Origin of the sequence: Paenibacillus xylanexedens (assembly GCF_017874615.1) — a bacterium.
GTDB classification, from domain to species: domain Bacteria; phylum Bacillota; class Bacilli; order Paenibacillales; family Paenibacillaceae; genus Paenibacillus; species Paenibacillus xylanexedens.
Map to the genome: position 1 here is coordinate 88,653 of NZ_JAGIKV010000022.1, position 15,048 is coordinate 103,700.

A 15,048-nucleotide genomic window follows, 5' to 3' on the forward strand; every position below is an offset into this window, starting at 1 on the left:
TCCTTAATAAATTCCGGGATGGCCGAATTTTTTCGCAAGTTTATTACTGCCAAGCACCAGGATGATCCCTACCACAGACTTGAATAGTCCAACAGCGGTACTGTAACTGAATGCACCTTGCGTAATCCCCACCGTGTACACATACGTATCAAAGACGTCTGCGACATCCCGGTTGAGGGAGTTGGTCATCAGATAGATCTGCTCAAATCCGGTATCGAGGAAGTTCCCCAGTCTGAGAATGAGCAAAATGACTATGGTCGTACGAATGGCTGGAAGAGTGATATGCCACATCCGCCGTAATCGTCCTGCGCCATCCACAATGGAAGCTTCATATTGCTCCGTATCTACACCTGCGAGGGCTGCAAGGAAAATGATCGTGCCCCATCCCATCTCCTTCCACGTCATCTGCACAATAATGAGCGGACGGAACGAACCTGGACTGGAGAGTACATCAATGGGCTTGCCCGTAATCCAGGCGATCAGATCGTATAACACGCCGCCTTGCGGGGTCAGGAACACGTACGTGATACTCGCGATAATTACCATGGATACAAAATGGGGTACATAGACCAGCGTTTGAATCGTTCTTTTGAAAAAAGCGACCCGAATTTCATTTAATAACAAGGCGATAATGATCGGTGCCGGGAAAAAGAAGATGAGATCATACAGGGCAAGGACCAGCGTATTGCGTAATAGTCGGAAGAAGTCCGGATTGGAGAAAAAGTTCGTAAAGTTCTCTAGCCCTACCCAGTTACTCTCCCGGATGCCCAGAAAAGGCTGGTAGTCCTGAAAGGCAATGATGATCCCCCACATGGGCAAGTATTTAAAGATGACAAAGTACAAAAAGCCGGGAAGCACAAGCACATATAACCATTTGTTTCGTTTGATCTGCCTTTTCCAATTGGACTCCTGTTTTAATGGTCTTGTTGCCATATCCGCTTGAGCAGTTGCAGTGCCGTTGGTATTCCAGTCCGTCTTCCCGTTCATCATGTCTCCCCTCCCTCAATAATGTAAGCGTTATCAATTTATCTGTTATTCAGACTATACAGACGCCTGGTTTCCGGCAACCTTCATTTTTTGCATTGCTACGACATGATGGCCGAAAAGCCCGCTATAACGCCATTTTCACAAGAAACTGAACATAACGTAGCAGGTAGAATTGCACATTTTTGCGGGTTTATCCTTCTTTGTATCACAGTAAAAAAAAGAAAAAACCAACATTCACTAAAGCTGAATGCCGGTCTGAAAGGACAAAGATATAAACGGTTATTGTCCAAACCATTGATCGCGAAACTGACTCGGGGTAACTCCCTCCTGTTTCTTGAAGATCCGATTAAAATAACTGTGCTGATAACCCACAGCTGCCGCAACATCATTGATTTTCATCGTTGTCTCCCGTAACAATTGCTTCGCCGCATCCATTCTCACACGTGTCAAATAATCAATAAAGTTGATGCCCGATACCTGTTTGAATGCCTTGCTCAGTGCATAGGGTGTCATCTGCTCCTCGTCAGCACAGTTTTCCAGCGAAATGTCGCTGCGGTAATGTGTATCGATATACAACATCGTTCGTTCCACCACCAGTTTCAGCGGTTCCTGCGATCGTACCTCAACTTCTTGTATATAAGGTATGAATACCTCATTCATCATCCACTGCCTCATCTGTACAGGTTCACGAATACCGGATAGTTGCTCATACATGTTGTAACCACCAAACAGCTTATAAGGTGTGACACCCGTTTGCAGCATCATGTGCTGAACACTGCCGAGCAATTGAAGCATCATCTGTTGCACCTGAAATTCGGTACTGCCCGTCCGCGTAATTTCACTCATGAATTGTTCCAGCACACGTTCCGCTTCGGTTTGTTTGCCCAGCCTGACCGCCTGTAACAACTCCCGTTCCAGCCCAAGCGGATAGGAAGCTGCTTCGTTTCTGCGGAAACATGCCTCATCCTCCAGATCGAGAATCTGACTTCCTTCCTCCACACTGCGATAAGCCACGGCCTGTTCCATCTCGACGAATCGTCCGGGCAGTTCCTGAAGTGAAGCTGCTGGGCGACTGACCATCAAGGTCACCTTCATTTTGAGCGTACGTCCAATGACTTCCACCAGTTCCTGTCCCCATAACAGCGCTTGTGATTTCACAGGTTCGTCCTGGGGAGCAATCACAAGCATGGCGGAAGACAGGTCATGAAAGTTCATGACACTGATCTGCTTGAAAACATTTTTGGCGACTTCCTGTGTAATATTCACTGCTGCAAAAGTAACCAGTCCCGTGTCCTGGCTTCCGAATCTGCCTTGCAGCTGCTCATATCCCGTAAAATACATCTGCACCAGCAAAAACTGCTGGCCCTCCAGTTCAAAGCCAAGATTACGCATGCGCTGCTGAAGATCATGCTCGTTATAGGCATATAGATGCCCCTGTACAAGTTGTAAAACAAAACTGTCGCGCAGATGGGGAAGCTGCTCCTGCAATTGGCGATGTGCCGTGACACTGCGGGAGGTCAGTTCGTTCCATTGTTGCTCCAGCAGCTCAAACTCGTCCAGCTTGGCATCCGTTGGTGTTGTTTCGTTTCTGCCAGGCGTAAGCAGATGAAGCATCCGCGCTACAGGCGAATAGATGCGGCGGGAAGCAAACCAGGATAACAACAATCCCAGGATGAGACTGCCTGCACTCGCAATGACGATGATTTTGGATACCAGTTTGACTGGCGAAGTGACTGAGGTCAAAGGTGCTGCGGAGACATAAGTCCAGTCTGAATCGATCCGACTCAATGAGCCATATGAGACAGAATAGGTCTGATCTTCATATCGGAACAGGAATGAGCGGCTGCCCGCATGCAGGGCTACTTCATCTTTTAGCTGCTGCTCAAAAGCAGAAGTCTCTTCCGCCGTTCCCGGATTTCCGGTAACCAGTGTGTTTCCTTCCTGATCCATGAGGAACGTTAAACCTTCGTCATAAGGAGTAAGCGTTTTCAATAAACTGGCGACTTTCTCGTTATCCAGCGTGATGATCAGTGCACCAAACGGATTAATGCTCTCCCCCGGTATCTTATGTACTAGAACAAGTGCATTGCCTGCATCCGTATGCAGTGGACTATCGTTGGTCGAAGGTTCGGTATCACTGTTGATGCTGGAAACCCAGTCTGTCCAGTACACGTGGTTCCCCATGGCAAGGTAACGATCATAGGCTTGTACTTTGGCTTCATCGTTCAATTCGGTATAATCCCGATTAAACAAGATTGGCTTCGGCTCCTGCAAATACAGCTGTGCTGACTTGATCAGTGGATGTGAACCTTGTAATACGTATAAGGTAGTCACAATCTCCTGCGTTTCATTGAAATAATACACAAAATCCAGCGTTCGCAGTGCATTGCCAAACCTCGGTTCAAAAGCCCAATGGGATAAGTTCATCTCCAGATAAGCCAGCTGGTCATCCACATTGCGTGCCCGGTTCTCGATCTGGTTCTGATGCATCTGATTGAACTCGGTTTCCATCCGGCCAACAACCTGTTGATACATGACGATACCTGTGATTAGTCCGGGAATGCTGGCAATGAGTAAAATAAGCATCAGGCTGTTTCGATAAAATCGTCCTTTATGCCTTCCAGCCTTCAAATCGGATAACCGCTTGAATCTGCCAAATATTCGATCGCTCCTAGTCGGTTCCATCGCTGCTCACCTGCCTGCTTGCATCGAGTCTGACTGTCATGGTCCTCAACTCCCCTGAGAATATATGGATGAAATCCTTTTCTTGTATTATACGCACAATCTTCAGGTGAATGAAACGATCTGTAACCGATCATTTTTTTAACCAATGTTTTATTAACATGACAAAATGGATTACAATGAGATATAGCAAACTTGAAGGAGGCCTTTTTAATGAAAGAACAGACTTATTTTGAACAAAATAGAGAAAAACACCTGGCAGAACTGAATGAATGGTTGTCCATTCCAAGTATCTCTGCCATTTCAGAGCATAAAGAGGATATTAACCGTGCAGCACAATGGGCAGCAGATGCGCTCACACGTGCAGGCATGGAAAACGTAGAGGTCATTCAAACGGCTGGACATCCGATTGTCTATGCAGATCACCTGCATGCACCGGGCAAACCGACAGCTCTGATCTATGGACACTATGATGTACAACCTGTAGACCCCCTTAACCTGTGGGACACGCCTCCTTTCGAACCGACCGTTCGTGATGGCAAGCTGTATGCCCGTGGTGCAACGGATGACAAAGGACAGATCTTCATACATATCAAGGCAGTAGAAGCGATGCTTGCCGAAAACAAGGAACTTCCGGTTAACGTCAAGTTTTGTATCGAAGGCGAAGAGGAAATCTCCAGCCCGAACCTGCCCATCTATCTGAATGAACATACAGACAAGTTGCGTGCAGACATGATACTGATCTCAGATACATCCCTGCTTGAAAAAGGAAAACCGGCAATCTCCACAGGCCTGCGCGGCTTATGCTCTATGCATGTGGATCTCAATACAGCCAATACCGACTTGCACTCCGGATCATTTGGCGGTGGTGTACCCAACGCACTGCATGCACTAGTGTCCCTGCTTGCTTCGCTGCATGATGAGCAAGGCCGTGTGAGTGTAGACGGTTTCTATGACGGCGTTCTGCCGCTATCTCCTGAGATGCGAGAAGAATTTGCGAAACAGGGATTCAATGAAGAACAGCTTCGTCAAGACCTCGGGCTGGAGCAATTGTACGGCGAAGAAGGCTACTCGTTCGTGGAACGTGTTGGCGCTCGTCCAACGCTGGAACTGAACGGCGTATGGGGTGGTTTCCAAGGCGAAGGCAGCAAAACCGTTATTCCGAAGGAAGCTCATGCCAAAATTACGTGCCGTCTCGTGGCGGATCAAGATCCACAACATGTATTGGATCGTATCGAAGCACATCTGCGCGCTCACGTTCAACCAGGTGCAACGCTGCATGTGAAACAGATCGAAAAAGCTTTTGCTTTCAACACCGATCCTTCCAATCCAATTCTGCAAAAAGCGGCAGATGCGTATGAGCACGTGTATGGCGTTCGTGCCCTCTTTACCAAAGATGGCGGCTCCATTCCGATTGTTGAGAAACTCTCACGTGTACTCGAAATCCCTGCTGTTATGATGGGCTTTGGCTTACCGGATGAGAACCTGCATGCTCCAAACGAGCACTTCAACCTGGAGAACTTTGATAAAGGGTTGTTGACGATTGTTCAGTTTTTGAAGAGTTTGTAATAGTTAGGGCTCATCGTGTTAAAACCAGTTCATGAGGGCGTGCTGAGTGGACGTTCCGGGGCCGAATCGTTCTTTAGATCGCTGTTATCGTCGGATTTTTTTGGATTCCCCTTCTCAAAGGGTAAAATCCGGCGATAAAGGCGAACGCTCCGCTTCTTCAGAATCGATTTCGTCCCCTCCACTACGTTGCAGCTTCTCGCATGACTGATTTTAAGATTGAGCTAACTATTGAATGGTTAGTGTAATTAGGAGAACAAAAGGACGGCCTTCGGGTCGTTTTTTTTTTTGATTTATTTTATTTCTTTATTCTTTGGTTCTTTGTTTCTTTTTTCTTTGGTTCTTTGTTTCTTTTTTCTTTGGTTCTTTGGTTCTTTGGTTCTTTAGTTCTTTAGTCCTTTAGTCCTTTAGTTCTTTAGTTCTTTAGTTCTTTAGTTCTTTAGTGACGTTGTAGTTTTTTCATGGCTGCTTCTTATGATGGAGACGATGAAGACTTACTTTTAAATGGGTTAGTGTTTTAGTGATAACAACATGGTAGCCCTATAGGTCGTTTCTTTGAATTTTTTATCGCTCATTACGTCGGAGCTTTATCATAGCTACTTAAAGGATTGGGTCTCACTTTGATGGGTTAGTGTGATAGATTACCTTAACGATGGGCTTCTGAACACTTTTTTTGGTTTTTCTCGATCATTTCGTTATCGTTCTTCCTATGACTGATTTTATAGACGAGGTCTCGGTTTTAATGGTTTAGTGTATTAGAGATAACATACGCAACCTTATAGTCCTTTTTGATTCGGTACCCCTCACTATGTTTCAGGCTTTTACCGTGGTTGCTTTATTGTGACTGGTTTTAGACGACGGCTAACTTTTAAGGGGTTGTGATAGAGATAACTCAAGCTATGATCTTCGGGTGTTTGGTTAATCGATTGATATTCAATATTTAGAATGCATCCTTATGGAGTATGATGTGGATCGGGTAACGGATATTGTTGATGGCTACAGAGGTATTTCTGGATGGAGGGTCTTTCGGAATTCCTGCGTTTTGACTTGTTTGTGCTTAGCGACTTCGGCGCGGGGCTTTTGCCATGTGTGTTTACGTGCTGTTGCGCCCCGGCAAGCTAATCCAAAATGATGAGGTGAATGTTGTGTCTGCTTCTCATCTGACCAAAAATGCGCTGGCTCACTCGCTTAAATTACTGATGGAGCATACTCCACTGAACAAGATTACGGTCAAACATCTGGTTGACCATTGCGGCGTGAACCGGCAAACCTTTTATTATCATTTTCAGGATATTTACGCGCTGCTTGGGTGGATCTATCAGACTGAAGCGGTGGAAAGTCTTACGGAGTACCGAAGCTACAGCACATGGACGGACGGATTCTATAAAATCTTCTGTTACATCGAGAGCAACAAAACGTTCTGCTGCAACACACTCAACTCGCTCGGGCGTACCCATCTGGATGTATACCTCTATGAAGTAACCCATGATCTGATCATGGGAGTTATTGATGAGCTGGCCTGTGGGATACAGGTCCGCAGTGAAGACAAGGAGTTTGTCGCCAACTTCTATACCCTTGCTTTCACTGGGCTCGTCATTCAGTGGATGAGAGGTGACATGCAAGAACCGCCAAAACAGATTATTGAGAAGCTCAATGGGCTGATCGAAGGCAATGTCCTGAGGGCACTGCACAGGTATGAGAATAAGCTGCCATCCACTTAAGGATGCGCGGCTTTTTTTCACATGTGATCTAAGCCTAGGTTTTAGACACTTTTCCAAAAGTGACCAAAAAATGGACACTCCCTTTCTTTTGATCATACCTTACGGGACCTGCAAGGTTTACATTAGGGATGTGATTACAGTAACTTTTGGAGGCGAATGATCGTGAAGAAAGAACATGGTAATAAACAGGTCTATTTTGTAGGCGGCGGCATTGCATCTTTGGCGGGTGCAGCTTATCTGGTTAGAGATTGTGACTTTCCCGGAGAACATATTCACATTATCGAAGAAATGCCGATTCTCGGCGGCAGCAATGACGGAGCTGGTAATCCCGATCAAGGATATATCATCCGTGGCGGACGGATGCTCAATGACGAGGCTTATGAGAATCTCTGGGAGTTGCTGGCTTCCATCCCTTCCATCGACCGTCCGGGCATATCTGTCCGACAGGAAATTACCGAATTTGACGATGCCAATCCCACACATTCCAATGCGCGGCTCGTCAACCGTGACGGCAAGGTCGAAGATGTGCTCTCCATGGGTTTTGATATGGCAGACCGGTTGGCGATGGGCAAACTGATTATTACTCCTGAAGACACGCTGGGTAAATTGCGAATTAATGACTGGTTTGGCCCTCATTTTTTCAAAACGAACTTCTGGTATATGTGGGCGACCACCTTCGCCTTCCAACCTTGGCATAGCGCCGTGGAATTTAAAAGATACATGCTTCGCTTTTTTCACGAATTCCCAAGAATTCAAACGCTGGAAGGTGTCACTCGCACACCATTCAACCAATATGACTCGATTATCCTGCCACTGCATAACTACCTGGAACCGTTTGGCGTAGATTTCAAGCTGAAATGTGCGGTTACCGATCTGGATTTCAAAGACGGTGACAGCATTACAGTAAGTCGGATGCATGTGCTCAGGGGAGGTGAAGAGGAAGTCATTGACATCCTCGAAGGTGATCTCGTCATTGTCACAAACGGTTCAATGACCGAAGGGGCCGATATCGGCTCCATGACTTCCGCACCGAAACTGAACGGCAAGGGCAGCTCATGGAAGCTGTGGGAGAACATTGCCGCCAAGAAACCGTTGCTAGGCAACCCTTCTTCTTTTAATGATCATGTGCATGAGTCCAAATGGGAATCGTTTACGGTCACCTTCCAGGATTCGGTCTTCTTTGATCTGATGGAGAAATTCACACGCAACCGGGCAGGTACCGGTGCTCTGGTTACTTTCAAGGATTCTAGCTGGTTCATGTCTGTCGTTCTCGCCTTCCAGCCGCACTTCCGTGGTCAGCCGGAGCATGTCAACGTATTCTGGGGATATGGATTATACCCGGATAACGTGGGCGACTACGTAAAGAAAAGAATGTGCGACTGTACCGGGGAAGAGATTATGCAGGAGTTGATCGGCCATCTTCATTTCCAGGAACATCAAGAGGACATCATGGCTACCGCCAACTGCATTCCTTGCATGATGCCTTACATTACAGCGCAATTCATGCCTAGACTGAACAGCGACAGACCGAAGGTTGTGCCTGAAGGCTCCACCAACCTGGCCTTCATCAGCCAATTCTGCGAAATTCCCGATGACGTGGTATTCACTGAAGAATATTCAGTCCGAGCAGCACGGATCGCCGTATACACTCTTCTCGGAGAGAACCGGCCAATTGAGCCGATCAATAAGTATCAGTATGATGTTCGAACGCTGTTCAGCAGTTTTGTGACTTCATTTAGATGACTGCTTTTCATGAGGATTCAGACATTAGATGAATGAATGTTGGATGGATCTGTGGATGGGGATAGATCTTTGGAGATATCTATAGAATTCGGTGAGTAACTTTGTGATCTTTAGGAAGCTTTGTTATCTTAATTCTACGGATTGTGCCAAGTTAGTAAGATATGAGTTACTACATGAGTTAGCTTCAGAAGCTTGCATCCCCGTTGAACGAGTTAATGAGTGAATATGGTTGTTGCTGAACTGAAGAGTCGTTGTATAAGGAAAATAGAGAGAGTTCCGTCAGCTATGACAGGACTCTCTCTTTCGTTTACTCGTGTACTATCTAAGTCCAACCCATAGCTTTCATCGAGATTGCCAACTGTCGTCTAAAGAACCTCACAAACCTTATTACTTGAAATTTCGCAGGTTTGAAAATCTAACGAATCGTAGACATCTTATTTGCGCTTTAGACATGTTTAAGTAACGAAATATCGTTAAATTGCATTAAATAGCGTGTCTGAGATTCGTTACATTTTCTATGACAGCCAAATCATTGAAATAAGGCTTCGCAGGTTCGTTAGAACTGAGCGACCTTCGGAAATTACTACTTATGAGATGCACTCGTTGTCATGTCTTTATTGTCGAGAACCTAGTCCATTCTTTCTTGAAACTTAACATATCACTCTTCCATGTTACTCATGCATACTCTTGTGGTTGTTCTTATTATTCTTGGTGTTACTTTTCATTTTTGCGTTGTCACACTTTGCCTATGTGCGGAAAGTCGTAAATTTCAACATGTGCACAAGCTTGGATAAATGTGCGATATCCTGCTGGACTCCAGAGGTGTCCGTACCTGCCATTGCCTGATTTGCTCGCAGCGTTCTACGTGTATTCAGCATACCCTCGATCAGTTTCATGACTGTGTTGCGTCCACGATGATCGACAATCATATACTTTTTGCGTGCATCCAGCTCTACCCATACGATGTTGCTAAATGATGTGAACAGATGCCTGCGGTACAGCTCCATATCGGTCTCATTGTAATGCTCGCCATAAAAGGCATAATATCCGTGTATGTGCAACTTCTCCGCCAACACTGTGATGAACGGATCATGTTCGAGCATAGCGTTACGTTCCATGTTTCACGCCTCCGTTATGCGTGATCCGCAGATCCCGTCTTTTTGAGATCTATTTTAACATATTGTGCAAGGTGTTGCCTCTCCACAGATAAAAGCCAAGTTTTAACTCCGAAGACTGATGCATACCAAATGAGAGTTATTAACACGATACTAATTCTCTGAATCTAATATGACTCGCCGATCCGTCTGCCCTTCACCCACACACCCTCAATATCCAGCTCCGCATTCAGCAAAACAATATCTGCCTGTTTTCCTTGAGCCAGGGAACCTGTCCGGTGATCAATGCCCAGCAGGCGTGCCGGGGTCAGACTTGCTGCACGTGATGCAGCGTTCAGGCTCAAACCCACTTCCTGTACCAGGTAACGGAAACCGCGAATCATCGTCAGTGTGCTTCCCGCCAATGCGCCGCCGTCCTTCAGTCTGGCCTCGCCATGCTTCACGATTACGGGTAGGTCGCCGATCTTGTATTCTCCGTCATCCAGTCCCGCAGCAGACATGGCATCTGTAATCAACACGAGTTGATCATCATGTTGCTTCAGCTGAGCGAGGATTGAGATCGCCGCAGGGTGTACGTGAATACCATCGGCAATCACCTCAGCACTGATGCGTGGATCACTCAGCACGGCTCCGGCAGCACCCGGCAGCCGGTGATGTAGTGGTGTCATGGCATTGAACGTATGTACTGCATGGTGCAGTCCGGCTTCCACTGCCCGCTCCACCTCTTCATAGGTCGCATCCGTGTGACCAAGTGCCGCTGTAATTCGTTGTTCTCGCAACCATGAAATGACTTCCAGCGCGCCTTCACGTTCCGGTGCCAGCGTGACTTGACGGATTAGGCCGGGATGTTGCTTTTCCCATGCTTCAAGCCAAGATACATCAGGCAGAATGATGTGTTCCGGATTTTGCGCACCAGGCCATTTCGGACTGAAAAATGGACCTTCCAGATGTACGCCCTCAAGCTGTGCATATGGCATTTCACCGGAACGGTAGCGGTCCACTTCAGCAAGTACGCTGTCCAGTCGCTCTTTCGGAGCCGTCATGGAAGTTGCAAGCATCGCTGTTGTTCCTTGCGTACTATGAAAAGAAGAGATCTTGTCCAGCACCTCCGGGCTTGCGTCCATAAAGTCTTCTCCGTTCCCACCATGCACATGGATATCAATGAACCCAGGCACAATGAGGCCGCGTTCCGGTACAGACAGCGGCAAAGCCTCTCTTCGAATCTGTTCGGGCAGACCTTCAGGTAACCCAGCATAGAGGATTTTCTCATCCCTCCAAGCTAATACACCGTCTTCCAATATTTCATTTGAAAGGAGCAGCTTGCCCCGAAGAAGAGAAATATTTTCATCACGCTGGCTCCCAGGTTCATGGCTATTCGCTCCGGTCATCTCACCAGCCTCCCTGCTGCACGGTCCAGCAGTACCACCACATTTGGATGACATTGCAAAAGCGATGCAGGACAGGCCGTTGTGATTGGGCCCGTAAAAGCTTCGCGAATAATCTCGGCTTTTTCCTCGCCACGGGCAATGAGCAGAATCTGTTTGGCTTTCAGAATGGTACCGACACCCATTGTAATCGCCTGAGCCGGAACCTCCTCAAGGCTGTCAAAGAAGCGTGCGTTTGCCTTTCGCGTTTCGTCTTTCAGATCCACGACATGCGTTCGTCCTGTAAGTTCAGTTCCTGGTTCATTGAAGCCAATATGACCATTATGTCCGATGCCCAGCAGTTGAAGGTCTACCGGTCCACGATCGTCCAGCCTTTGTTCATAGGAATTACATTCCTGTTCCAGATCTGCAGCCTGACCATCAGGCACAAGCGTTCTGGCAAGATCCATATCGATATGATTGAATAATTGTTCGTTCATGAAACTGCGGTAACTTTCACGATGTTCTGTTGGAAGTCCGACATACTCATCGAGATTAAAAGAAGAAGCCTGTGAGAAGCTGACAAGCCCCTTCTGATATAACGTGATAAGCTGTTTATATATGCCTACAGGAGAACTTCCTGTCGCAAGCCCCAGTACAGCCCGTGGTTTGGTCTGCAACAAGCTGGCAATGAGGCCAGCACCTGTGGCGTTCAAATCTTCTTCATTTTCAAAAATTCGTATATTCATCTTCATCTGTCAGGCACCTCCGTTGTGTTGGACTCGATAAGATTGCACATTATGATAGGATTGTTCCAGTCTGGGGATAAAACGGTCGAAGTCGGCACTTACCATGCCTGTGAACAAAATATCGACCACATGCAGGAGTGCAATACGGGAAGCCATATCTCCACGCCTCATGCCTTCTTCCAGAGAGGACGTAAAGAGTGGGATATCGGATACAGTTGCAAGCTTGTTGCTGCCATAGGAAGTCAGTGAAATCGTAGAAGCTCCGGCCTGTTTGGCACAATGCAGGGCATCGATGGTCTCTGGTGTTTCGCCTGAATAGGATACGGCCATCGCCACATCTCCCTCTGCGAGCGAAGATGCGGATGTAATCTGCATGTGTGAGTCGGAGAAAGCCGTACAGCTTTTGCCGATCCGCACCAATTTCTGATAGAAATCCTGTGTAACAATCGACGAGGTCGCCACACCGTACAGATCGACGCGGCGAGCCTGGCACAATAATTGAACGGTTTGCTCCAATCTGCCCAAATCCAGCAAACGGGTGGTATCTGAAATAGACGCGAGGTGGTTGGCTTCGATAGCTTCAACAATTTTGGATAGGGAATTGCCCGCTACAATATCCTGATACGCCGTTTCATCAGATGCGTGGGATAATTCTGCGGCGAGCTTCATTTTGAAATCGGGAAAACCTTTGAAATGAAACGACTTGCAAAAGCGGGTCACCGTCGCCGCACTTGTGCCACTCTGCTCTGCCAGATGACTAATCGTCCAGCCGGGAATGTCCGATGGAGATTGCATAATGACTTCGGCGATACGTCGCTCCTGAGACGGAAGGTTATTCAGTTCTTGCTGCAACGCACGTAATATGGCTGCCATAAGGACCTCGCTTTATGAAAATTATTTTTATTTATTTTTAATAAATTAAGAAAATCATTTTTATAACTTCATTTTAATCAAGACCATCCTGCAAATCAAGAGGAATTTAACATGACTTTTGCAATATCAAAAGAAGGAGCAATTCAATGAATAAAAGACAACGGAGAAAGTTCATTCCTTCCACCTGGATTATGGCTACCAAACAAACAGAAGCACATGCCTATTATGCCCTCTATGCTATCGATTGGAAACGCGGAGGTAGACTGAGTTGGGAAGGCTGGAATCAGCTCGAAGACCTGCTGCAATTTCATATTCCGATCAAACGAAAAGCCGGAGGCCGGAAATCTTCTTCCCAGCCTGCCGCCAAAATAGCAAAAAGAGCGCTCCATCTTCATCTGAACGAAGCACAATTCGAGGAATTGGAGCAGCTCTTTTATCAGCCATTTTCGAAGAAAAGATGGAGGATGTTCATTCAAATGAATAGGAATCAATAAGTGATATGAATTCGGTTGTTTCATTTTTTCACGTTAAAACAAAAAAAGCCTCTTCCCTTCTTTGGATAAAAGAATAGGAAAGACTTTCGCGGTACAACGATTCAATTCATTTTGATTCAATTTAACTCAAGTTAACTCGTTCTAACTGATGCCATCATATCGTTTTAAAAACTTGCTGGCTAAGCTGGGGACAGTCATTTGATGAACCGATTGATTTTCAATCTCCTCCGCCAGATCGTCATCTGTTAGAGAAACAAAGAACGTAATATCTGCTTTGGCTTGTCCATATCGAGCAAAAACGTCATCCGCTGTCTCATTCACGACTTTGGAGATGATTCGCATGATCTCATCCTTATACTTCTGGACCTCTTCTGTTGCATACAACAATCGGCTGATGTGGTTAAAGTGCGTATCCTCGCCATACCGATATTCGGAGCAGCCCCATCTGTAATAGATCTCGTCCTCCTCACTATCACATAGCCCTTGCTCTTTCATACTCACAATATGCCCAGCAAGGGATTCCTCTGTATTTACCGCCAAAAACAGGGTAACCCAATCACTGTCCGTTCCAAAAGCACAAGCATATACTTTTTCATGCTGCACCTTAGCCAGCGTTTGTTCCAGATCGGGTAGAAACCCCGCACGAAAATGGTCTTCGAATTCATTTAAAAAGCGATCCATTCAGCTCATCCTTTCATTTTCAATGCAGTTTAAGATTCAAATGTCTTTTCAAACCATTGATTCGGGCCGAAACGGTTAACGAGATATTCATTTCCCCGCCCTGTTGCTATATAGGTCTCTCGATAACTACAAGGTACCACATAATTACAATTAACGCGCTCACTTCCTGCATCCTTAAACAACTATGGTATAATAAAAATACGACTATCCAAGTGAGGTGACGCCGATGAAATGGGGAGAGATTACTGAATTACACCCAGATCGTTTTGTGCTTGTGGAAGCAATCAAGGCAAGCTCCAGCAACCGTGTCCGTCAACTAGAGGATATAGCTGTTATTCAAAACTATGATAATCCTCAAGAAGCCTGAAGCGGTTATAAAGAATTGCACAAGCTCCATCCGACACGCGAGTTATATGTATTTCATACGAGCAGAAGCGATGTTGAGGTTGTAGAAGAATTTTTTTCAGGAGCCTCATGTAAAGTCGACTTTGAATTAATGGATGTTCAATACTCAACATAAGCCATGTAATGATAACCTTTGATGGTTGTCGTTACGTGGCTTATTTTTGTACACCATGGTTGGGTGACTCAATCCCAGAACAGCGGATCATCTGATGTAATAAACTATAATCAACAGCAAAAAAGCCTTGCCCCATTCTTCATGACAAAGAATAGAGAAAGGCTTTCATGCTGCTACTTAATCCTAACTGTAATCCGCAACTAAATCTTCAGCTCTCCAAGCTTAATCAGCTCGACAACTGCCTGCGAACGACCCTTAACATTGAGTTTCTGCATCACATTCGAAATATGGTTACGCACCGTTTTCTCGCTGATGAATAACTGCCCTGCGATGTCACGCGTTGTTTTGTCTTGAACCAGTAATTCGAATACTTCGCGTTCACGGTGGGTCAACAAAAATTTGCTTTTATGATCGATACCCTTCAATGTTCACCCCTCCTTGCTCGGGTTGTGTTGGTGTAACAAGGTTAAGGGGATACAGTCAACTCATCTTATGTCAGGTCAAGGGCGTTGGTTCAGTTTTATAAGAAAAATGGGCAGTAATTTGCATACAT

At 46.1% G+C, this 15,048-nt stretch carries 13 protein-coding genes; 5 read left to right on the top strand and 8 right to left on the bottom strand.

Annotated elements, in window-relative coordinates; translation table 11 throughout:
* Window positions 1-3: 3 nt before the first annotated feature.
* Both J2Z28_RS24200 and J2Z28_RS24205 read right to left on the bottom strand, forming a co-directional pair.
* Window positions 4-933 carry an ABC transporter permease gene (locus J2Z28_RS24200; protein ID WP_211084632.1) on the bottom strand — a complete coding sequence of 310 codons (930 nt, stop codon included), beginning with the start codon at window positions 931-933 and terminating at the stop codon, window positions 4-6.
* 333 nt (window positions 934-1,266) lie between these two features.
* Window positions 1,267-3,672, bottom strand: a complete 2,406-nt coding sequence (locus tag J2Z28_RS24205; protein ID WP_211084599.1) for an AraC family transcriptional regulator — start codon at window positions 3,670-3,672, stop codon at window positions 1,267-1,269.
* A 210-nt stretch (window positions 3,673-3,882) separates the two neighbouring features.
* Here J2Z28_RS24205 and J2Z28_RS24210 point away from each other — a divergent pair, with 210 nt between their 5' ends.
* The 3 genes from J2Z28_RS24210 to J2Z28_RS24220 all read left to right on the top strand — a co-directional run bounded on the left by J2Z28_RS24210 (window position 3,883) and on the right by J2Z28_RS24220 (window position 8,699).
* A complete protein-coding gene (locus tag J2Z28_RS24210) occupies window positions 3,883-5,238 on the top strand; it encodes a dipeptidase (RefSeq protein ID WP_211084600.1) in 1,356 nt (451 codons plus the stop codon).
* A 1,142-nt stretch (window positions 5,239-6,380) separates the two neighbouring features.
* The gene (locus tag J2Z28_RS24215) at window positions 6,381-6,956 is read left to right on the top strand and encodes a TetR/AcrR family transcriptional regulator (RefSeq protein ID WP_211084601.1); all 576 of its coding nucleotides are present in this window, start codon (window positions 6,381-6,383) and stop codon (window positions 6,954-6,956) included.
* Between the two features lie 156 nt (window positions 6,957-7,112).
* Entirely contained in the window at window positions 7,113-8,699 is a 1,587-nt protein-coding gene (locus tag J2Z28_RS24220; RefSeq protein ID WP_244988494.1) for an oleate hydratase, read from the top strand.
* A 746-nt stretch (window positions 8,700-9,445) separates the two neighbouring features.
* On the opposite strand, the gene J2Z28_RS24225 is transcribed toward J2Z28_RS24220, so the two are convergent.
* The 4 genes from J2Z28_RS24225 to J2Z28_RS24240 form a co-directional block, all read right to left on the bottom strand.
* Window positions 9,446-9,817 (bottom strand): hypothetical protein, encoded by a 372-nt coding sequence (locus tag J2Z28_RS24225; RefSeq protein ID WP_211084603.1) that lies wholly within the window; start codon window positions 9,815-9,817, stop codon window positions 9,446-9,448.
* Window positions 9,818-9,981: 164 nt separating this feature from the next.
* Window positions 9,982-11,202 (bottom strand): N-acetylglucosamine-6-phosphate deacetylase, encoded by a 1,221-nt coding sequence (gene nagA, locus J2Z28_RS24230; RefSeq protein WP_211084604.1) that lies wholly within the window; start codon window positions 11,200-11,202, stop codon window positions 9,982-9,984.
* Complete coding sequence (nagB, locus tag J2Z28_RS24235) at window positions 11,199-11,927, bottom strand: glucosamine-6-phosphate deaminase (protein WP_211084633.1); 729 nt, start codon at window positions 11,925-11,927, stop codon at window positions 11,199-11,201. Before nagB ends, nagA begins: the two co-directional genes overlap by 4 nt.
* 9 nt (window positions 11,928-11,936) lie before the next feature.
* Window positions 11,937-12,800 (bottom strand): MurR/RpiR family transcriptional regulator, encoded by an 864-nt coding sequence (locus J2Z28_RS24240; protein ID WP_211084605.1) that lies wholly within the window; start codon window positions 12,798-12,800, stop codon window positions 11,937-11,939.
* A 146-nt stretch (window positions 12,801-12,946) separates the two neighbouring features.
* Here J2Z28_RS24240 and J2Z28_RS24245 point away from each other — a divergent pair, with 146 nt between their 5' ends.
* Window positions 12,947-13,294: a hypothetical protein gene (locus J2Z28_RS24245; protein WP_211084606.1), complete on the top strand. Its 348-nt coding sequence runs from the start codon at window positions 12,947-12,949 to the stop codon at window positions 13,292-13,294.
* 141 nt (window positions 13,295-13,435) lie between these two features.
* Here J2Z28_RS24245 and J2Z28_RS24250 read toward each other — a convergent pair whose 3' ends face one another.
* On the bottom strand, window positions 13,436-13,975 hold the full coding sequence (locus tag J2Z28_RS24250) for a DUF4303 domain-containing protein (RefSeq protein ID WP_211084607.1): 540 nt from the start codon (window positions 13,973-13,975) through the stop codon (window positions 13,436-13,438).
* Between the two features lie 226 nt (window positions 13,976-14,201).
* Between J2Z28_RS24250 and J2Z28_RS31365 the strand changes: the two genes are divergently transcribed.
* Window positions 14,202-14,342: a hypothetical protein gene (locus J2Z28_RS31365; RefSeq protein WP_244988495.1), complete on the top strand. Its 141-nt coding sequence runs from the start codon at window positions 14,202-14,204 to the stop codon at window positions 14,340-14,342.
* A 353-nt stretch (window positions 14,343-14,695) separates the two neighbouring features.
* On the opposite strand, the gene J2Z28_RS24260 is transcribed toward J2Z28_RS31365, so the two are convergent.
* Window positions 14,696-14,920: a helix-turn-helix domain-containing protein gene (locus J2Z28_RS24260; protein ID WP_017692532.1), complete on the bottom strand. Its 225-nt coding sequence runs from the start codon at window positions 14,918-14,920 to the stop codon at window positions 14,696-14,698.
* Window positions 14,921-15,048 lie beyond the last annotated feature (128 nt).

Coding starts and splice junctions, on each gene's coding strand:
- nagA (WP_211084604.1), bottom strand. CDS start 11,202: ATGACCGGAGCGAATAGCCATGAACCTGGGAGCCAGCGTGATGAAAAT.
- nagB (WP_211084633.1), bottom strand. CDS start 11,927: ATGAATATACGAATTTTTGAAAATGAAGAAGATTTGAACGCCACAGGT.
- J2Z28_RS24245 (WP_211084606.1), top strand. CDS start 12,947: ATGAATAAAAGACAACGGAGAAAGTTCATTCCTTCCACCTGGATTATG.
- J2Z28_RS24200 (WP_211084632.1), bottom strand. CDS start 933: ATGGCAACAAGACCATTAAAACAGGAGTCCAATTGGAAAAGGCAGATC.
- J2Z28_RS24225 (WP_211084603.1), bottom strand. CDS start 9,817: ATGGAACGTAACGCTATGCTCGAACATGATCCGTTCATCACAGTGTTG.
- J2Z28_RS24210 (WP_211084600.1), top strand. CDS start 3,883: ATGAAAGAACAGACTTATTTTGAACAAAATAGAGAAAAACACCTGGCA.
- J2Z28_RS24205 (WP_211084599.1), bottom strand. CDS start 3,672: ATGGAACCGACTAGGAGCGATCGAATATTTGGCAGATTCAAGCGGTTA.
- J2Z28_RS24250 (WP_211084607.1), bottom strand. CDS start 13,975: ATGGATCGCTTTTTAAATGAATTCGAAGACCATTTTCGTGCGGGGTTT.
- J2Z28_RS24240 (WP_211084605.1), bottom strand. CDS start 12,800: ATGGCAGCCATATTACGTGCGTTGCAGCAAGAACTGAATAACCTTCCG.
- J2Z28_RS31365 (WP_244988495.1), top strand. CDS start 14,202: ATGAAATGGGGAGAGATTACTGAATTACACCCAGATCGTTTTGTGCTT.
- J2Z28_RS24220 (WP_244988494.1), top strand. CDS start 7,113: ATGATCGTGAAGAAAGAACATGGTAATAAACAGGTCTATTTTGTAGGC.